Origin of the sequence: Persicitalea jodogahamensis, from assembly GCF_014651615.1 — a bacterium.
In the GTDB taxonomy this organism is placed as follows: Bacteria; Bacteroidota; Bacteroidia; order Cytophagales; family Spirosomataceae; genus Persicitalea; species Persicitalea jodogahamensis.
The window spans coordinates 1,853,890-1,870,463 of the sequence record NZ_BMXF01000001.1 but is presented as its reverse complement, the minus strand read 5'-3'; the positions used below and the strand labels follow the sequence as shown (position 1 = coordinate 1,870,463).

Annotated in this window: 12 protein-coding genes; 4 read left to right on the top strand and 8 right to left on the bottom strand. The window is 52.6% G+C overall.

Features of this window, described 5'->3' with window-relative positions; genetic code table 11:
* Positions 1 to 10: 10 nt before the first annotated feature.
* Entirely contained in the window at positions 11 to 751 is a 741-nt protein-coding gene (locus IE117_RS07660) for a head GIN domain-containing protein (protein ID WP_189563702.1), read from the bottom strand.
* A gap of 148 nt (positions 752 to 899) precedes the next feature.
* Here IE117_RS07660 and IE117_RS07655 point away from each other — a divergent pair, with 148 nt between their 5' ends.
* Genes IE117_RS07655 through IE117_RS07645 form a run of 3 tightly spaced genes read left to right on the top strand, consistent with a single transcriptional unit; the run spans position 900 to position 4,502 of the window.
* On the top strand, positions 900 to 1,607 hold the full coding sequence (locus tag IE117_RS07655) for an RNA polymerase sigma-70 factor (RefSeq protein WP_374757953.1): 708 nt from the start codon (positions 900 to 902) through the stop codon (positions 1,605 to 1,607).
* Positions 1,604 to 2,614 (top strand): FecR family protein, encoded by a 1,011-nt coding sequence (locus tag IE117_RS07650; protein WP_189563701.1) that lies wholly within the window; start codon positions 1,604 to 1,606, stop codon positions 2,612 to 2,614. Before IE117_RS07655 ends, IE117_RS07650 begins: the two co-directional genes overlap by 4 nt.
* Before the next feature lie 31 nt (positions 2,615 to 2,645).
* A complete protein-coding gene (locus IE117_RS07645; RefSeq protein ID WP_189563700.1) occupies positions 2,646 to 4,502 on the top strand; it encodes a carboxypeptidase-like regulatory domain-containing protein in 1,857 nt (618 codons plus the stop codon).
* Here IE117_RS07645 and IE117_RS07640 read toward each other — a convergent pair.
* On the bottom strand, positions 4,488 to 6,272 hold the full coding sequence (locus IE117_RS07640) for a CotH kinase family protein (RefSeq protein WP_189563699.1): 1,785 nt from the start codon (positions 6,270 to 6,272) through the stop codon (positions 4,488 to 4,490). The two genes, IE117_RS07645 and IE117_RS07640, sit on opposite strands and share 15 nt — an antisense overlap.
* A gap of 252 nt (positions 6,273 to 6,524) precedes the next feature.
* Between IE117_RS07640 and IE117_RS07635 the strand changes: the two genes are divergently transcribed.
* Positions 6,525 to 7,793, top strand: a complete 1,269-nt coding sequence (locus tag IE117_RS07635; protein ID WP_229580489.1) for a sialidase family protein — start codon at positions 6,525 to 6,527, stop codon at positions 7,791 to 7,793.
* A gap of 28 nt (positions 7,794 to 7,821) precedes the next feature.
* Here the strand turns inward: IE117_RS07635 and IE117_RS07630 are convergent, their stop codons facing one another.
* The 6 genes from IE117_RS07630 to IE117_RS07605 all read right to left on the bottom strand — a co-directional run bounded on the left by IE117_RS07630 (position 7,822) and on the right by IE117_RS07605 (position 16,573).
* The gene (locus tag IE117_RS07630; RefSeq protein ID WP_189563698.1) at positions 7,822 to 10,512 is read right to left on the bottom strand and encodes a CotH kinase family protein; all 2,691 of its coding nucleotides are present in this window, start codon (positions 10,510 to 10,512) and stop codon (positions 7,822 to 7,824) included.
* Positions 10,513 to 10,793: 281 nt separating this feature from the next.
* Entirely contained in the window at positions 10,794 to 12,824 is a 2,031-nt protein-coding gene (gene nadE / locus IE117_RS07625) for an NAD(+) synthase (protein ID WP_189563697.1), read from the bottom strand.
* A 60-nt stretch (positions 12,825 to 12,884) separates the two neighbouring features.
* On the bottom strand, positions 12,885 to 13,418 hold the full coding sequence (locus IE117_RS07620) for a dihydrofolate reductase family protein (protein WP_189563696.1): 534 nt from the start codon (positions 13,416 to 13,418) through the stop codon (positions 12,885 to 12,887).
* Between the two features lie 27 nt (positions 13,419 to 13,445).
* Positions 13,446 to 13,814, bottom strand: coding sequence for a hypothetical protein (locus IE117_RS07615; RefSeq protein WP_189563695.1), 369 nt, complete (start codon positions 13,812 to 13,814; stop codon positions 13,446 to 13,448).
* Positions 13,815 to 13,856: 42 nt separating this feature from the next.
* The gene (locus tag IE117_RS07610) at positions 13,857 to 14,777 is read right to left on the bottom strand and encodes a polysaccharide deacetylase family protein (protein WP_189563694.1); all 921 of its coding nucleotides are present in this window, start codon (positions 14,775 to 14,777) and stop codon (positions 13,857 to 13,859) included.
* A 380-nt stretch (positions 14,778 to 15,157) separates the two neighbouring features.
* Positions 15,158 to 16,573, bottom strand: a complete 1,416-nt coding sequence (locus IE117_RS07605) for a 3-keto-alpha-glucoside-1,2-lyase-like domain-containing protein (protein ID WP_189563693.1) — start codon at positions 16,571 to 16,573, stop codon at positions 15,158 to 15,160.
* Between the last annotated feature and the right edge of the window lies 1 nt (position 16,574).

Genomic DNA, 16,574 nt, shown 5'->3' with positions numbered 1-16,574 from the left:
CCGTACCACCTTATTCGCGAGCCACGCTGCTGCTACCCGACAGGCGCTGCTCTACCGTAGGATTGCCCAGGTAACGCACGTTGCTGGCCCCGCTGGCATCCACTTTCAGGAACTTGACCACCCGAACCCGGGCGCGGCTCGCGCCGGAAAGGTTGAGGTCGGCCTCGTCTACCGGAAAATCGAAGGCATAAAGTTGTGAAGCGCCGGAAATCTCGCCGATAATCAACCCGCTCCTTCCGTTCAAAGTCAGTTCGGAAGCACCGGACAAATCGATGCCCAGCCGGTCTGCCGAGCCAATGAACGTGGATTTGGAAGCGCCGGAGAGTCGGTAGTCCAAGGTCCGTTCGTTCTCGAAGCCTTCAATGGTTGATACGGAAGCCCCTGAGAAGTCGACGCCACGCAAGCTGGGCATGACGATGTCGATATCCATACGATCGCGGCTTTTGCGCCAGGTATTGCGGTACTTGATTTCCAGCACACCCGACCGGCTCACACTGGCGTCCAGATCGTCCAGATCGTTGAGCTCGCCCGTCGCCTTGATGCTAAAATTTTCACCCTTCTTGACCCGAATGGAGTAGGCGCTTCCCATCGCCAGCTGGTCGAAATTATTCAGATTAAGATCGCGCGTTGCGACACCGCGCGGCGGAATGTCGTTGTCGCGGGTGTTAATGTAAATACAGGATTGCAAACTACTTACGACAACGAGGACGAGAGCAATTTTGAGAACTGATGAGGAGAATGGCTTTTTCATGGCTAATAAATAATGAGTTGATTGCTTATTTGCCCTGTGACAATTCGGTTCTGATTTTCCCCCATCAAACATTAAAGAAATATTTTCTTGGCAGGCGCGTAGGGGTCAGGCCAAGCGCAACTTGTCCCAGGAAAAAAGGAATTCAAACTTGACCGCAACCTTTCTTACCAACCGGGCAGCCGAAGCCGAAGCGGATTATGTATTTTTGCCGAAAACAAAAATACTCGCCTTGGTTCAGCTATCCGACCCGGAAATCGTGCAAGCTATCCGGCAGGGACAGGAGTCCGCTTTCGAGCAGATGTTCCGTACCTACTACGAACCACTGTGCCGTTACGCCAATACGCTCCTGAAAGATAGCGACGAAGCCGAGGAGGTGACGCAGGGCCTGTTTTTGACTATCTGGGAGAAGCGGAGTGATCTTGAAATCACACTTTCGCTGAAAGCCTACCTTTACCGCGCGGTCCACAACCATTGCCTGAACAGAATCAAACATTACGGCGTGCGCGAAACGCACCGCGCCTATTCGCTGCACTTCCAGACCGACAGCCACGATTCGGTCACGGAAGCCATTTACGGCAGCGAACTGGAAAAACGAATCGAACGGGCCGTGAGCAAACTACCCGAGCAATGCCAGGTAGTTTTCAGGATGAGCCGATTTGAGGAATTGAAGTACCAGGAGATTGCCGATCAACTGGGCCTTTCCATAAAAACCATTGAAAACCAAATCGGCAAAGCCCTGAAAATCATGCGGAAAGAGTTGGCCGATTATCTTCCGGTAGTGGGCCTGCTATTTTCGCAATTCTTGATTGAAAGATTAATGAGCTTTGTCCATTATCCATTGTCCGTTATCCATTGAACAACTCTACTCCTATCCTATCCGACGACCTCCTGGCCCGCTACCTGGCCAGCACGGCTACGCGCGAGGAAATCGAGCAAGTGCAGGCGTGGCTCGATGCCTCGCCGGACCACCTGGATGAACTCAAAGGGTACCGCAAGCTTTGGGCACGCAGTGGGATGATGGGCAGTCAGCAGCCTGCCATCGATACCAATGCTGCCTGGGAAAAAGTGCGGTCAAAGATGCAGGGTAATGAAGTACCTGACGTAGCCGAAGCAGAGACGTTACCACTCCCGGCCCGTCGGCGCTTTTCGCCTGCGATGTGGGCCGCTGCGGTAGTCGCTTTGCTGGCGGTGGGCTTTGGTTGGTTTTATTTCTACAATACCCAAAGCCCGAAAATGATGTCGGTCAGTACGCAGGAAAATACCCTCGAAGAAGTGCTGCCCGACGGGACGAAAGTACTCCTGAACTATAACTCGACGCTCACTTTCCCTGAGGGGCTGGCAGGAGACAGCCGCTCGGTCAGCCTGGAAGGTGAGGCATTTTTCGACGTAGTACCCGACGCCATGCACCCGTTCATTATTCAGGCAAACGGTACCGAAATCAAAGTGGTGGGAACCTCGTTCAATGTAAAAGCATACGACGAAGCGGTGCGTGTGGACGTAAAAAGTGGCAAGGTAGAGGTACGCAAATCGGTAAAAGTGATGGAACTGCTGCCCGGCGAAGGCGTCGAGGTGCAGTCCGACACGGCATTTGTCACGTTATCCGCCAATCCCAACGCCGCGGCCTATGGCACCGGGGTTTATGACTTTCGGGCAGCCCAGCTTGGCGAAGTGGTGAAGTCGCTGAGCCAGGGCTATCACGCCGAAGTGAAACTTGCCGACGAAGCTCTGGCCGAATGTCGCCTGACGGGACGCTACGAAGGTGAAAGCCTGGATGCAACGCTGTCCATTATCGCAGAGTCTATCAACATGACTGTTAGCAAGAAAGGCAATTCATATGTGTTCGACGGGCCGGGTTGTCGGTAGGGTCTGTGCTGTTTTTTATTTTCCCGACGTTTTGAAAAAATCCCCCTCTCTAAGGTCCATTTTACTGGTGATGCTTTGTTGCCTGTCTATCCAGGCTGCTCACGCACAAGGCTCTTCCTTATTAGAAACCAAAATCACCCTCCGCGTGAGCAATGAGCGGATGGATGAAGTCCTGCGTCAGATTGCCGGCAAGGGCGGATTCAGCTTTTCCTACAGTCCCGACGCCATTCCTGTCGGGAGCCGGGTATCGCTGAACGCCAGCAATCAGTCCGTGCGGGAAATCCTGAATGTGCTGTTCGATGGCAAGGTACTTTTCAAGGAGCGCCGCAAGTACATTATTCTGCAAAAAGCACCGGAAGTGGCGGAGAAACTACCTGAGGCCTTCTACCTCAACGGTTATGTGATCGACGAAACGACTGGCGAGAAACTACCCAACGCCAGTATTTACGAACCCGTGACACTGGCCTCTGCCGTAAGCAATAAGTATGGGTACTATAAGATAAAACTACCCGCCCAAACAGAAAACTTACGGCTTGAAGTACGTAAGGAAGAGTACGCCGGAAAGTCGGTGAACATCGCTTCGCGCAGCAACGAGTACTTTCCCATCTATCTGGTTCCGCAAATGCCACGGCTTACTTTGCGCGATACAATCAAAGTCATCGCTCCCCGCGAACCCAGAATCGTCGTCAGAACGGACTCATCACGCCCACAAATCGAAATTCCTGTTGTGGTGGTCGCCCCGATTCCCGACCCGGACAGTATCATTCCCATCCAGCGTAAAGAGAAAGCGACGCTGGCCGAAAGTTTGAAAGATCTGCGCGACGGCCTGGTGTATGCGCTTTCGACTACCCGACAGGCCATTCACGTCGACAATATACAGGACTCCTTGCACCGTCCGTTTCAGGCATCAATCATGCCCTTCATCGGTACCAACCGCGAGTTGAGCGGCAACGTGGTAAACGACTTTTCGCTCAATCTGCTGGCGGGGTATTCGCTGGGCGTGGACATGGCGGAGGCGGGACTGGGCTTCAATCTGGTGAGGGGTGATGTTTGTTGCTTTCAGGCGGCTGGCGTGGCCAATGTAGTGGGACGTGACGTCAAAGGCGTCCAGGCGGCAGGCATGGCCAACCTGGTCATTGGTGATTTTGTCGGTTTCCAGACCGCCACGGCCCTCAACATCACCGCCGGTGATTTTCAGGGTGTCCAGCTGGGGAGCATCAACGTGGCCGGAGGGGTACTTGAAGGTTGGCAGCTTTTTGGAGCTCTGAATGTCGCCAACCGGGTGCGCAGCGGCCACCAGATAGGCTTTGTCAACTACGCCGACTCGTCGGCTACGGTGCCGTTTGGATATTTTAGCTACGTCAGAATCAATGGCTACCGACGGCTGGAACTCACGACGGACGAACTGAATTACGGTAACATCACCTTCAAAACCGGGGTAAGAAAATTTTATAATATCCTTACGCTGGGTACCAACGCTTTTATGCCCGATAAACCTTTCGGCAGCATCGGTTACGGGATTGGCACAGCCCGTTACCTGGGTAGCCGAAACAGAGGCGACGCCCGAAAATGGATGCTTGACCTGAATTTTGTGGCCAGTCGGGTAGCTTTGGAGAAAAAATTCCTGAAAGCTCCTTACGCCGTACATACCCGGCTGTCGCTGAACCTGGAACGGAAAATCAGCCCCCGACTCGCACTGACGGTGGGCCCATCGCTTAATCTGCTTTTTTCTCCTTACACTGGATTGCTGAAAGGAAACGAGAATAATTTTACGTCGGTCCTTGTGAGCACGGACAGCAACGGTGAGGGCAGTGCGTACGGCTGGATTGGCTTCCAGGCTGGATTGCGCTTGTGCAATCGGCCAAACCTGGCACTAATTTCCCAGTAGCAGGCTACCGTTAAGTTGCTGGTTGATCCGGGCTGCCATTTCCAGACTGACGCTTGCGGCGGATGCCTGAAAAGACTGAGGAATATCAACGACATGGCCCGACTGAATGATGACTGTATCCAGCGAAGTGGGTACGGTCTGACACGACCAGGTGGTAGTTTGATTCCAGTCTCCATTTTGCAAGCTCTTCACGATCCGGTTGAGGGGATTGGTCGTGAGCGTTTCGGTGTAGCAATCGTTCGCCAATGTTACATTCACTGTATAACTACCCGGTTCATGCGCCATGATGGAGTTATTGACGGCACCCGGGACAGGGCTGCCGTTCAGGTTCCACTGGTAAGTCAGTTGCTTACCCGTATAGGTGGAAAGCTGGACCGGACTTTCACAAGTGATGGGAGGCGGTGTTGCACTGGAGACACGGATATAATTCCCTAACTGCGGAATATTGCGATCCATCCATCTCATCCGTTTGGTCAGCCATTCTTTCAGATAATCTATTTCGGCGGGGAAAGCACCTCGCTCACCCACCACATTCCACCGCTCATAATCACGGGGCTGGGCCTCGGCGACGATAGCCCTATTCTGGTCGATCATTGCCACGACATTGGATGTTTTCAGAATGTCGGAGCGCAGGATATTCCACCTTGCTTGTACCTGGGCCACAAATGCCGGATCATCGAGCAAGCGCTTCCACCAGAATGGCTGCTTGCGGTCCACCCGGCAGAGCCGCTGGCTTTGGTACTGCCAGCCTGTGGTGTCGTTGGCAGCGCAGAAGTTGTAGGGTGTGTTGCCGGTGGAAGAATTGTAATCCCACAGCGGTCCCATTACCAGCTTCCCGCCTTTGCTATCCCGATTTTTGTATAGATAAGTGCTGTGGCTATAAGCGTCCGCCGAACGGACGACTTCCGAAAAAAGGAAATAATCGACGAAACTGGCCACATCGGCGTACTTTTGGTATCCCAGATCCGGATCGGCAAAATTGGGGCTAAGTAGAGCCGTCTCGAACTGATGAATATAGTTCTGAATATAAGTCAGATGCGCAGGGTGGACATCCTCATCCTTGGGTTCATGCAGTTCAAAATCGGTCCGGAAATCGCCGCACTCGTTGGGGTACTGTGACTCCCAAACCGGACCGGGATTGCCCACGTGGTGATCGATTTTCACGATATAGCCGCCCGTCAGGGCATTTCCGATACTGTCTTTGTATTCCAGCTTAGAAATATCAACCCGGTTTTTATCCTGCTTTATCCTTTCCATCAGGACATAAATCCCGCGGTAATCCTCGTATTCAAGTGAGTCGTCAGACGTAATAAAAAGTTCAACGAATGCAGTTCGCGTGGAGTAGCGGCCGGTCTTCCTCACTAAGGAATGCGTCATCACGTCGCGCATGTATGTCTCGTCGTCATAAGAATTGAACAGTACCCAATCGTTTTCCTCGGGCATTCCCAACAGCGATACATTGTAATTAGAACTGTCGGCATTCCTGGTTTCGAATCCGAAGGATTTCTTGGCCGCATTCTGCGACGTATTTCCCCGGAACTCGATCCCAACTTTCCCATTGTAATGGTTGAGGGGGTCAGTGATGCGGTTCCTCACCCCGGCTCCATTGTAAATGATTCCCATGTCGGCCATTACCTTAGGTTCATCCATGATGGACTGTCCATTGGTCCTAACAATGACAATGGGAAGGTTGGAGGAAGTGGGAATTGATTGTGCCAATGAGGTGGCGAACGGGCTGACGATCACAAATGATACGAGTAAAGTTTTCATTTTGGTGCTTTTTGAGGATAAAGGATGGTACTCGTTCCAGAAAAAACTATATCCGTTCAGGAGTCAATAGGTAAGCTATGGGCCGGGAGTCAGTCTCGGGAGTAAACCTACCCTTTACGCTTTTTCGTCACTACCTCTACTGTGCCAATCACAATCACTAGCGTTACAAATTCAAAAACAAGAACTTATGCTACTGTTGCCCACCTGCACCATTGTTGCAAAGCCCCCTTTCCAGGCGTTCCAAACGCAGAAATGAAACATCAATCATCACCCTCTTCCGAAGAGGTCACTCCAAGTACTTTCATGAAAAAGAGCCGGTCTTCGATCCACCGCAAGCAAGTGACCCAAACGATGCTATTGGTCATACTGATGATTCAGGCAGCGCTCAATCCTTTGCTTGCTCAGCAACCCAACCTTAGTCTTCCGCCGGGAAGCGTTGTGGCGCACCAGCCGGCTTCCTCTAAGCAGTACATCGGTTCGCCTAGTCTGGCAGTTTTACCCAATGGCGATTACGTGGCATCGCACGACTTCTTCGGCCCCAATTCCACGGAGCACACCTCGGCGGTGTCGCGGATTTACCGCTCGACGGACAAGGGAAAAACCTGGCGGCAAGTCAGCGAGATCGACGGACAGTTCTGGTCAAAGTTGCTGGTGCATCAGGGTAGTTTATACCTCTTTGGCACCAACCGTCACCACGGCAATACCATCATTCGCCATTCTACCGATGGAGGAAGTACCTGGACCAACCCGACTGACGAGAAAAACGGGTTGCTGAAAGCCGGAGAATACCATTGCGCTCCCGTGCCTTTCCTGGTTCACGACGGCCGCCTTTGGCGGGCGATGGAAGACGCCCACGGGCCGCCCAAAGTGTGGGGCAAGCGGTACAGCGCGTTCATGATGTCCATTCCGCTGGACGCCGACCCGATGGTGGCCGCCAACTGGACCTCATCCAACATCATGCGGTACGATTCGACTTACCTCGACGGAAACTTCAACGGCTGGCTGGAAGGAAATGCTGTGCTGGGGCCGGACGGCGCAATGTGGGATGTCCTGCGCGTCGATGATCGTAGTACGATGGAGGAAAAAGCAGCCTTCGTGCGGATCAGCTCCGACGGGAAAACCGCTACTTTCGACCGCGATGCTGATTTCCGGCCTTTTCCGGGCGGCAGTAAGAAATTCACCATCCGCTACGATCCGAAATCAAAACTCTATTGGACGCTCAGCAATGATATTCCCGAAGAAGTGAAAGCAGCAAACCAGGAAAAAAATCCGGCGAGCATCAGAAATACGCTGGCGTTGTTCAGTTCCCCGGATTTGAAAACCTGGAATTTTCACAAGATACTTTTGTCGCACCCTGATGTGACCTACCACGGCTTTCAGTACGTTGACTGGCTGTTTTCGGGTAAAGACATTTTGTTTTTATCAAGAACCGCCTTCGATGACGGACTGGACGGGGCGTACCGATACCATGACGCCAATTTTCTGACGTTTCACAAAATCAAAAATTTCAGAAAAAAGTAAGTGTGTGCGCAGGGTGCTTTCTTCTTGGTTAATTGCCTAGTTGCAACGAGGCATCGTCACCCATATCCAGCAACGCGCCGTTTTCGATTTCCACTGATTTCGCCTTTGCAATTCCCGTTGGCAGCGCAATGGTATGGCCTTCCGAAATGACAACGGCTTCGCATGCCAGCGGTACATGGCCGCACGACCAGCGACTGGCCTCGTTCCAGTTGCCGGAGCTAAGACTACGGCAATCACCCCGACAGTCTGACTGCCCGTCGAAAATTGCCGTGATTGTCCGGGCTTCGGTAAGCGACGGTAAAACCAATGTGGAATCGGTAGAAATCGTCGTCCCGCCTTCCTGCCAATAGGAAAAAGTGTGGCCCGACTTTGAGTGAGCCGTCAGCGTTATGGGGACATCCTGAAAATAAATACCGGTCCAGGGGTAAGTACTCTCCTCGACGCCGGGGGTGGCGGGCACCAGGTCTACGGTGTTGACGCGCACATATCCGCTCATCACATCCGATACGCCAAGGGTAAGGTCGTGCTGAGCAGGCAGCCCGAATTTTTCCCTGATGTGGCTACGAACGTAGGCTGGCCGCTCCTGGGCAAAAGTGATGGTTTCCGCCACGTTGCTTTCCCACTCAGCCCTACTGCCGGGATGGTTCCACCGCGCAATATGTTCGTCAATTTCCGGATCAATTTCAGCCTTGTACTCATTGACAAAACGCTCAATCCGGCTGGGTTTGAAGGTAGTATTCAGCAGATCGGCAAAACGGTTGATGAAGTAGTTTCTGTAATCGGTATTTTCCAGCATTTTACGCAGAAGCCGGGTCTGGCTCTCATAGCCATTTTCGGTACTGGTGGCCCGGTCGAGGATATTAATGGCGACTCCGTTGTTGTACAATCGGTAGCCTTCGTCGAGGTCATACATAAACCAACGCCACCGTCCATCGTGACCGTAAGGCGCATTGGGTTCGTACTGGCTGGTCTGTTTACGCCAGTATTCTATATTGTTGTCAACCCAGTCGTTGTTGCCGCTATGGATCTCGGCAATCTGATAATCAGTAAAGTTTTTCGGGTCTATTTGCGTCTCTACATAGGCAAAATTCGCGCTATCAGTCAGTGAATTCGCATTCAGGTAATCGAGAAGTGCCAGGAACCTGGCATTGTCGCCTTCCTGCACCTCCTGTCTGTTTTCCAGGATATCCACGCTGTCGGCATTCACACCGTAGGTAGTTTCCAAATAATGTTTATCGAGGCGCTCCCTCAAATTGTGCAGCCCCCAATACTCACCATTCAGGAACAGGACAGACGGCTGACTGGCCTGCGTGTCGAAGGGCAGGTGGCTAACTACCCGCTGCGCCACGGCATCTCGAAAAAGGGAGAAATCCCAGTCACTGCCAGAACTGCGCAGCAATAGTCGCTTGTAGTAATCACGGGGTTTTTCAGGAAAAAAGGGGTATTCGAACTCCGACTCCCCATACTCACTTCGGGCGTAAAGCCGCAGCCCCTTGCGGGGATACGCGCGCGAAGCCCCGCCATGGATACGAACACCAACCCTTTGGTTCAGGCCAGGCTCATTGCCACTGTCATAGTATTCGAAGTTGCCTTCCATCTCGGTTTCACGTCCCCGGCGCAAATAGTTGGCATCTACAAAACCGATCGGAGCCTGACTGGGATTGGCGGCTCGCCAGTTGTCAAAAGCTACTCCGGCTACGGAGATACCGTCATTATAGTCAAACAGTTTGTTCTCCTGTACTGCCAGGGACACTACGGGTAATGTATAGCGCGAGCGTCCCTGCGAATTGATGAAATAGGATTTCGTGACTATCTCGCTGGACAGCGCCCCCGGTTTGGCTACAATGGCACGAACGACATTGGCTTTATTGAGGGATGCCGCCGGGAAGTAGTCAGGGACATTGTCATAGGTAGTTGATATCTCCGAAATTTTGTTGGGGTCAGCAGCGCGATCCGACAAGCTGATGGTACTTTCGTATACATACGATTCGAACGATTGGGCCAGTAGTTCACCCGGAATATCTCCCGGATTTTCTTCATACTTGTTTTTGTATTGGTAGGTAGTTCCACCCACGTGATCAGGCGATGGGTCGGAGCCATCCAGTGTGTAGTAAATTGTGGCGTCCTGCGCATCCGTTTCAATCGAGAGCTGAACGTCGGAGGTGTAGAAACCCGCTGCCACCGAGAAATCGGGCGCAGCCAGTACCTCATTGTAGGGAGCAGCGGTATTGTTTGAGGCACCGGGGGTAGACCCGGAAAAGAAAAAGAGATTGGCCGCACCATCGGGATACCGGCCGTAGGAAATGTCCGTCTGCTGCTCGTCAAAACTAAGCGAATTGATAAGCGTGTTGCCGTCCGGGGCCGTGATGGCAAAAGCCTCCCCACCGGCCGACAGCTTAAAAGGAAGATGCAAAGTACCCCTGGAAGGTTCATCGCTTGCCCAAAGGATGAGGAAGCCATTTGCCGGAATAACTGTCGCGGGGTCACCTGCGGGCAGCCGGTACTTGGTGAGGTTATCGAGCTTGTCGGAAACGTAATACCCACCAATGTCTACGCTGCTGGATCCGGGATTGTAGATTTCCACCCAATCTTCATGTTCTCCCAATTCATCAACGATGGTATTCCCGTTGGAGGCCATGACCTCATTGACGTAAAGAACCTGGGCATTGAGGGTTAATATTGAGCAAAAAAACAGGCAAATACATAGAAGGTGTTTCATCAAAAAAAGCTAAGGTTCCAGATTTATAATCGCTGAATAGTATTCGATTATGAACCTGAAACCCTAAATTTTTATACCTTACTACCTGCCAGCTTCAATCATAGTGAGGAAGCACGGCGGGGAAAATTTGCCTTCCGGGCAAAAACTGCTTTTTCTATCGGTAAATCTGTTTAACCCGGCATGGCTCCAACTTCTTAGTTAGACGCAAACCCTTTTTTTCTTCTGGAGCAAAGTTTCCCCAGGTTGTATAATTTTTTTCTGGCATCTATATACGTTATGGGTCAAAAGCCAATTCTCCGGCTTTTGCTTACACCTTTTTCCGCCGCTGCATAGTCACGCAGTTCCTGAAGTTCCCGCTCGAAACCACCCGACAGAATCGGGAAACGGCACCAGGTGCGGGGATCGAGGTTGAGGTCGTCGAGGTGAAAAGAGGGCGCGTAGCGCTCGCGCTTCCACTGGTTGCGGCTCCATAGCTTAAAAAAGCGCTCGGTCCAGACCAGCATCCGGGCGGGGGTGTAGCGGTCTTTGAATACCACCAATGCAATGCGGTAGCATTCCACGGGCGGCTTTTTATCACGAATGGCGCTTTCTTCCAGCGCGTCCAGAAACTCGTACGGCATGAGGTCGTCTTCGTCAGTCTGCTTGCGGTCGGCGGGACGTAGTTCAGCGGTCGGTTGCAGTCGGTTCACTTTATGCAAACCTTCGATTTTGATGTGTTTGCCCTGCACGTGGCATCCCACGGTTTCGAGCCAAACCAGCCATTTTCGCAAATAGAACTTGTCGATGCCCGCAATCGGGCTGATGCTGCCCGCCGTATCGCCATCCATAGTGGCATAGCCCACGGCCACCTCCGAACGATTGGAAGTCGAAAGCAAGAGGTGATTCGTGAGGTTGGTGAGCAGCCACACGCCCGGTGCGCGTACCCGTGCCTGAATGTTTTGCAACGCGATGTCGTCTTTCGCCCAGGTCAGTTCGCGACCAATCTGTTCTTCGATCAGGCCCGTATAGGTTCCAACTAGGCCGTTGATGTTAATGTTGTGAAAAGTAGCGCCAATGGATTCGGCCAGCGAACGCGCCGAGTCGAGGGTAGCTTCCGAGCTGTTTTCGGTTCCCTGATAAATCGTGTGAATGAGCTCTCTGGCGATTTCTTCGACGGTGCCACACTGCTGAATTTTCTCGATGTGCCCTAGTTTTTGCTTAAACCGATCTAGCCCGATACTTTCCTCCGCCAACCGGATCATCAGCCCGCATAGCGCTACGCAGGCCGCCGAATCGGCTCCGCCTGACAGCGATACCGTAAAACCCTGCGAGCGGCTCTTGCGCAGGTAGTCGAAGAGGGCCAGGCAGACCGCGCGGGCAAACTCCTCCTCTTTCAAAGCCCCGCCGCCTTCGAAGGCTTCCAGAGCGGCCACTTGATGCGGTACGGGTTCGATGTCCGGGTAGTTGAAAGTGGCAGGGACTCTCCAAAATTTATCCTTGGGCAGATCGGCAATATTCTGTACCTGGCTGAGCCGGGTGTACTCGGTGTCGATGACCGCCGTCGTGAGCAGAAAATCCTCGTAGCTGAACCGATTACTCGATTGCAGGAATTCGCCGTTGGAGGCGATCATGGCATCGCCATCATAAATGGCCCGCCCGGCCTCGTTGCCCACCATGTTGGTGTATATATAGCTGCATCCAAACGACCGCGAGGCATCGATGACAAAACGCTCCCGGGTCACGAATTTGGAGAATCCGAAATGGCTGGCGCTGGGATTGAGCATGATGTCCACGCCGCGCTCGTAATGCCGGCGCCCCGGCCGGTGCGCCACCCAGGCATCTTCACAAATCTCGAAAGCGATGCGGACACCCGAAACATCAAAAATCACGTCGCCAATCGGGTAGTCCATGTGGTCGATGGTCGTTCGTTCCACAATGCCCGCCGGCCATTTGTGAAACCAGCGGGCTTCGTAATGGATGCCGTTGTTGGCCAGATTCTGCTTGCAGTAAAACCCCAGAATTCGTTTGTTGGCAACCAGGCAGGCCACGTCGTAGAGCCGGTTGTTGTGCCGCAGCGGTAGGCCAAGGCCCACGATCATATCTTCGGTATGGGCAACGATTTCCAACAGGCATTTCTTGGCCTGTTCTTCCAGATCGTAGGCAAAGAAATAATCCTCGCAGCCATACCCCGTAATGCAAAGTTCAGGCAGGCAGAGCAGGCTCACCTGCTGGCGGCGGGCATCCTCGATCGCATCGATGATGTTCTTGGTATTGTGTTCCCACGCCATCGGCGTTTGATTCAGAACGGCGGTGGCTACTTTAATTCGGGGCATTTATGTAATGGGTGATGGAGAGTGGATAATTGAAAATATGTGTGAGATAGTTTTCAGGGCTTAGTATAGAATCCTATAAGTGATGATCTGCAAACCTCCTTCGTAGGTTTTGCTGTCGACCAATTCCGTTTTAAGATTTTGTTCTGAATCGCCGAAGAGCCTGACACCTTTCCCCAGAATTAAGGGGTTCAGCTTAATCTTCAGCACGTCAATTTTTTGGTTGTCCAGCAACCAGCCCGCAAACTGTCCGCCACCGCAGAGGTACACATCCGTTTTTGCTTCTTCCCGGATTTTCTCAATTTCATCGAGCTGAAGAGGCTTCACGTGCAGCCTGGGGTCTGGTTCGTCAAATGTCAGATGGTCGGAGAAGATAAAGTGCTCCATGTGCGGATAGGCGAGCCGGCCGGGTTTCAGGCCATACGCGTAGCCAAACTCGTAGGTTTTACGGCCCATGATAACCGATTCAAAAGTTGCCAGATCTTTAAGGTACTGCTGCACACCGCTCCCTTCCGGCACAAATCCGCTGATGTCGTCATCCGGACCGGAAATGAACCCGTCGAGTGAGCTGGCAACATAATAGACTATGTCTTTCATGACTTTGTTTTATCAAACCCGTTGTTCTTACTGCTCTTTTCGTTTGCCGGTGAATGTTCCGGTGGCCGCCGTGCCAATCTCCACCTTTCCGCTTATGACTCCGTTGTCGACTTTCCCGTCATATTGCACCAGATTTCCCTGTACCGAAAACTCGATGTGAAAAGTTTCGTCTTTGATCGATCCTTTGAGTTCAGTTTCGCCGAGTTGCCCCTCATAGGTTCCCGTGATTTTTCCTTCAGCATCCTGCTTCAGGTCAAATGTGGGTGTACCACTTCCCATATCTGTTTTTACGTCAAGTACCCAGGGGCCAGTCAGGTCGGTGTTGCTTTGAGCAACAAGCGGGCCGCTCCCGATGAGAAGGAAAGCGATGATCAGGAATAGATTGAGCTTTTTCATGAAAATTAAAGGCTGGTTATTGGTCAGGTAAAAAGGAAACTACTACTTCGCTGCTTCTTCGATATACGTGGGCGTAGGCGGATCGTTGGCCAGGAAATCAAACGATACGCCCCGGCTGAGAGCCCAGCGGTCAATCCACGAAATACCATAATTGCCAAATTTAGTAATCTTTTCGCGGTAAGCGGTATCCTGCAAGGCGGTGGAAAGCGTCACGAAAGCATAGCCATTCCGCTGATACATTTCGGCCAGGTCGTCGAGGTAATCGGCATTGAGCAGACTGGCGTGGATGAGCAGGACCTGCGGAATTTCCCGGTCAAAGAGTTTCCGGCTGGCCTCCTCGTAAAAGTGGATTTTAGCTTCCATGTATTCCACATAATCGGTCCCGATGCGTTGCATGAGCGCACTGTCGTTTTTCCGGTGCGCCATTGCGTAGACTTTGGCAAAAAGGTAATCGGTGTTATCGATCGTCACCGGGGCCTCGGTGTAGCCGGTTTTTGTCAGGAAAACAGCCAGAGAGTCGTAGGCAGACTGGGTTTTACCGATATGGAGATAGGGGTGCCGGAAATAGCGCCACGGCAAGCCCGCGGCTTTGCTCAGCGGCGGGGTAACCACGGCGCCTTTCAGGACATCGGCCGTAAAATCGCTGAAAATGACCTGATGGTAGCTGTTATGCCCGAAAGTATGGTTTCCGAGTTCGTAGCCTCCCGCCAGCCACTGTCGCAGCAGCGCCACCTCTTTTGCGCGCAGCTCGCCACCTTCGTACAGTTTGCTTTCGTTCACAAAACCGATGGCGGGGATACGGTACTTCTGGAAGCTGGCAATCAGTTTTCGGGTGATTTCTTCGTGATTATCTGCTCCGTAAGCCACTGTGGGCAGGTCGTCCACCGAAACGCATAGCTGGCGGGTCTGAGCCAGGGCACACTGGGCGACGAGGATGAAAACAAGAAGGTGTATATTTTTCATAAATCGGGATTGAAACAGACCAGGAACAGAGCGATCAATCATGACCGTGGGGTCAGTTCCCAATGCTTTTCCGGGCATTTTTGTTCTGGCCCTCTTTTTCAAAACTACCATTTTTTAAAATCCGAATCGTCGGGAATTCGCAAATTGTAGTCAGATTTCTTGTCTGTTGCCACCACCAACCGGGTCCCGATACCTACCCCGACCGGGTAGCGACCAGGACTTTTGAAGTCGGGCTAAACCAGGAATGGAAAGTCAGACGACGGCAGATCAGAAGGTCCAGCCGATTGAGGAATGGCCGATGCTGCCGGGTCCAATACGCGGGAGTTCACAAGACAAAGCCCTGGATCTTGGAAGCATGGAAGCTACCGGGCGGAGTAGCCCTAATCTAGGTGGAGTTCCTGTGGCAGGGCGGTGACCTGCCTGACCTGCACATTGCGGTAAAACAGCTCCGCGCCTTCCGATTGAAGGGCGATTTTCCCGCTCCGCAGGGGCACGCTTTTTCCGTCAACAATTTTCCGGGAATTATAGAGCCGCATCACCACTTTCCCGTTGATGATATGAACGCTGCTATCACCCCAGGTGATTACCTCGGCTGTGTTCCACTGGCCATGCGGTTTTTCATTGTCGGGGTACTTCAGAATCCTTCTTTCCGACATTTCACGGGAGAAAAAATTGGTCCGGAGCGGTGCCTTAGGGCGGTAGGCCCAGAATTCGCTTGTGTCCGTCTTGATTGCCGGAATGTCGATCGTCACGTTGCCGACGGGCCAGTAGTCGCCCGCATCACCTTCCTGAATCTGGCATTCCTGAGAGAGGTGCCAGTTGTTTTCCACGCTTCCCTGCTCACCTGACCCGTGGTAGAGCAGCCCGGCGTCGCGGGGTTGATCTTCGCGGGGCGGCCATTTTTTCTCTCCCCATTTGAAATCTACCCTGACGTGGTAGTTCTCAAAATTTTGGTTGAAAAGTAGAGTTCCGAATACCTCGCCGCTGACCCGAATGGCGGGCTGACCATCTTCCCGGACGATGGAATAGACATTCAGCGGATCGTTGTCAACTCCCAGATTCCCGGTGTATCTACCGTTGGCATCCTTCGCCATGCCCGGCACCGCTGATGTTGTCTGCGGGCGTCCCAGGTACTTTGTCCAGCCGTCAAAGGTTTTGCCGTCAAACAAATCCTGCCAGGCGGTAGCGGAGAATGCCTTGAAGTTCTTGTCCCTCGTCAGCAAAAACTTATCGAACTCAAAGCCATCCTCGCGCATCGAAAACTGAATGAGATGGCGGCCCGGCGTATCGATATCCAGATAAATCAGGTAAGGCTCGCCGCAGTGTACTTTCTCGGTGCGTTGCTTGCTTTCCCAGGTCCACGCATTTTTCCCTTCACACCATTGCATCCGCTGCCCCGATTCGGGCCATTGCCCGTCCAGCCCGACATGGATGCCGTTATCTTCCGAGCCGGTAGAATAGGCCCGCACCCACACGTAATAGCGTCCGGTAGTTTGGACATTCACCGGATAGGAAAGTACCGCCATTTGGCCCGCCACGTTCGAAAAATTTTCGCCGGCAATAAGTTTGTCGTCGTGCGTGACGCGGGTATCGGGCAGGCATTCAACGTAAGCTCCCCCGCTGGCAGTGGCCGCGTGCCGGTCTCTGACAATGACCCACTTTCGCAGGTCGTCCTGGGTTTGGGCGGAGAAGTTCTCAGCCTCCACTTCGATCTGCCCGTTAGATTCCGTTGGGATTTTTCCGGAACAGCTCTGAATCACCAGCGCCAGAAAAATTATTGCCAGGGTGTTGTTCATA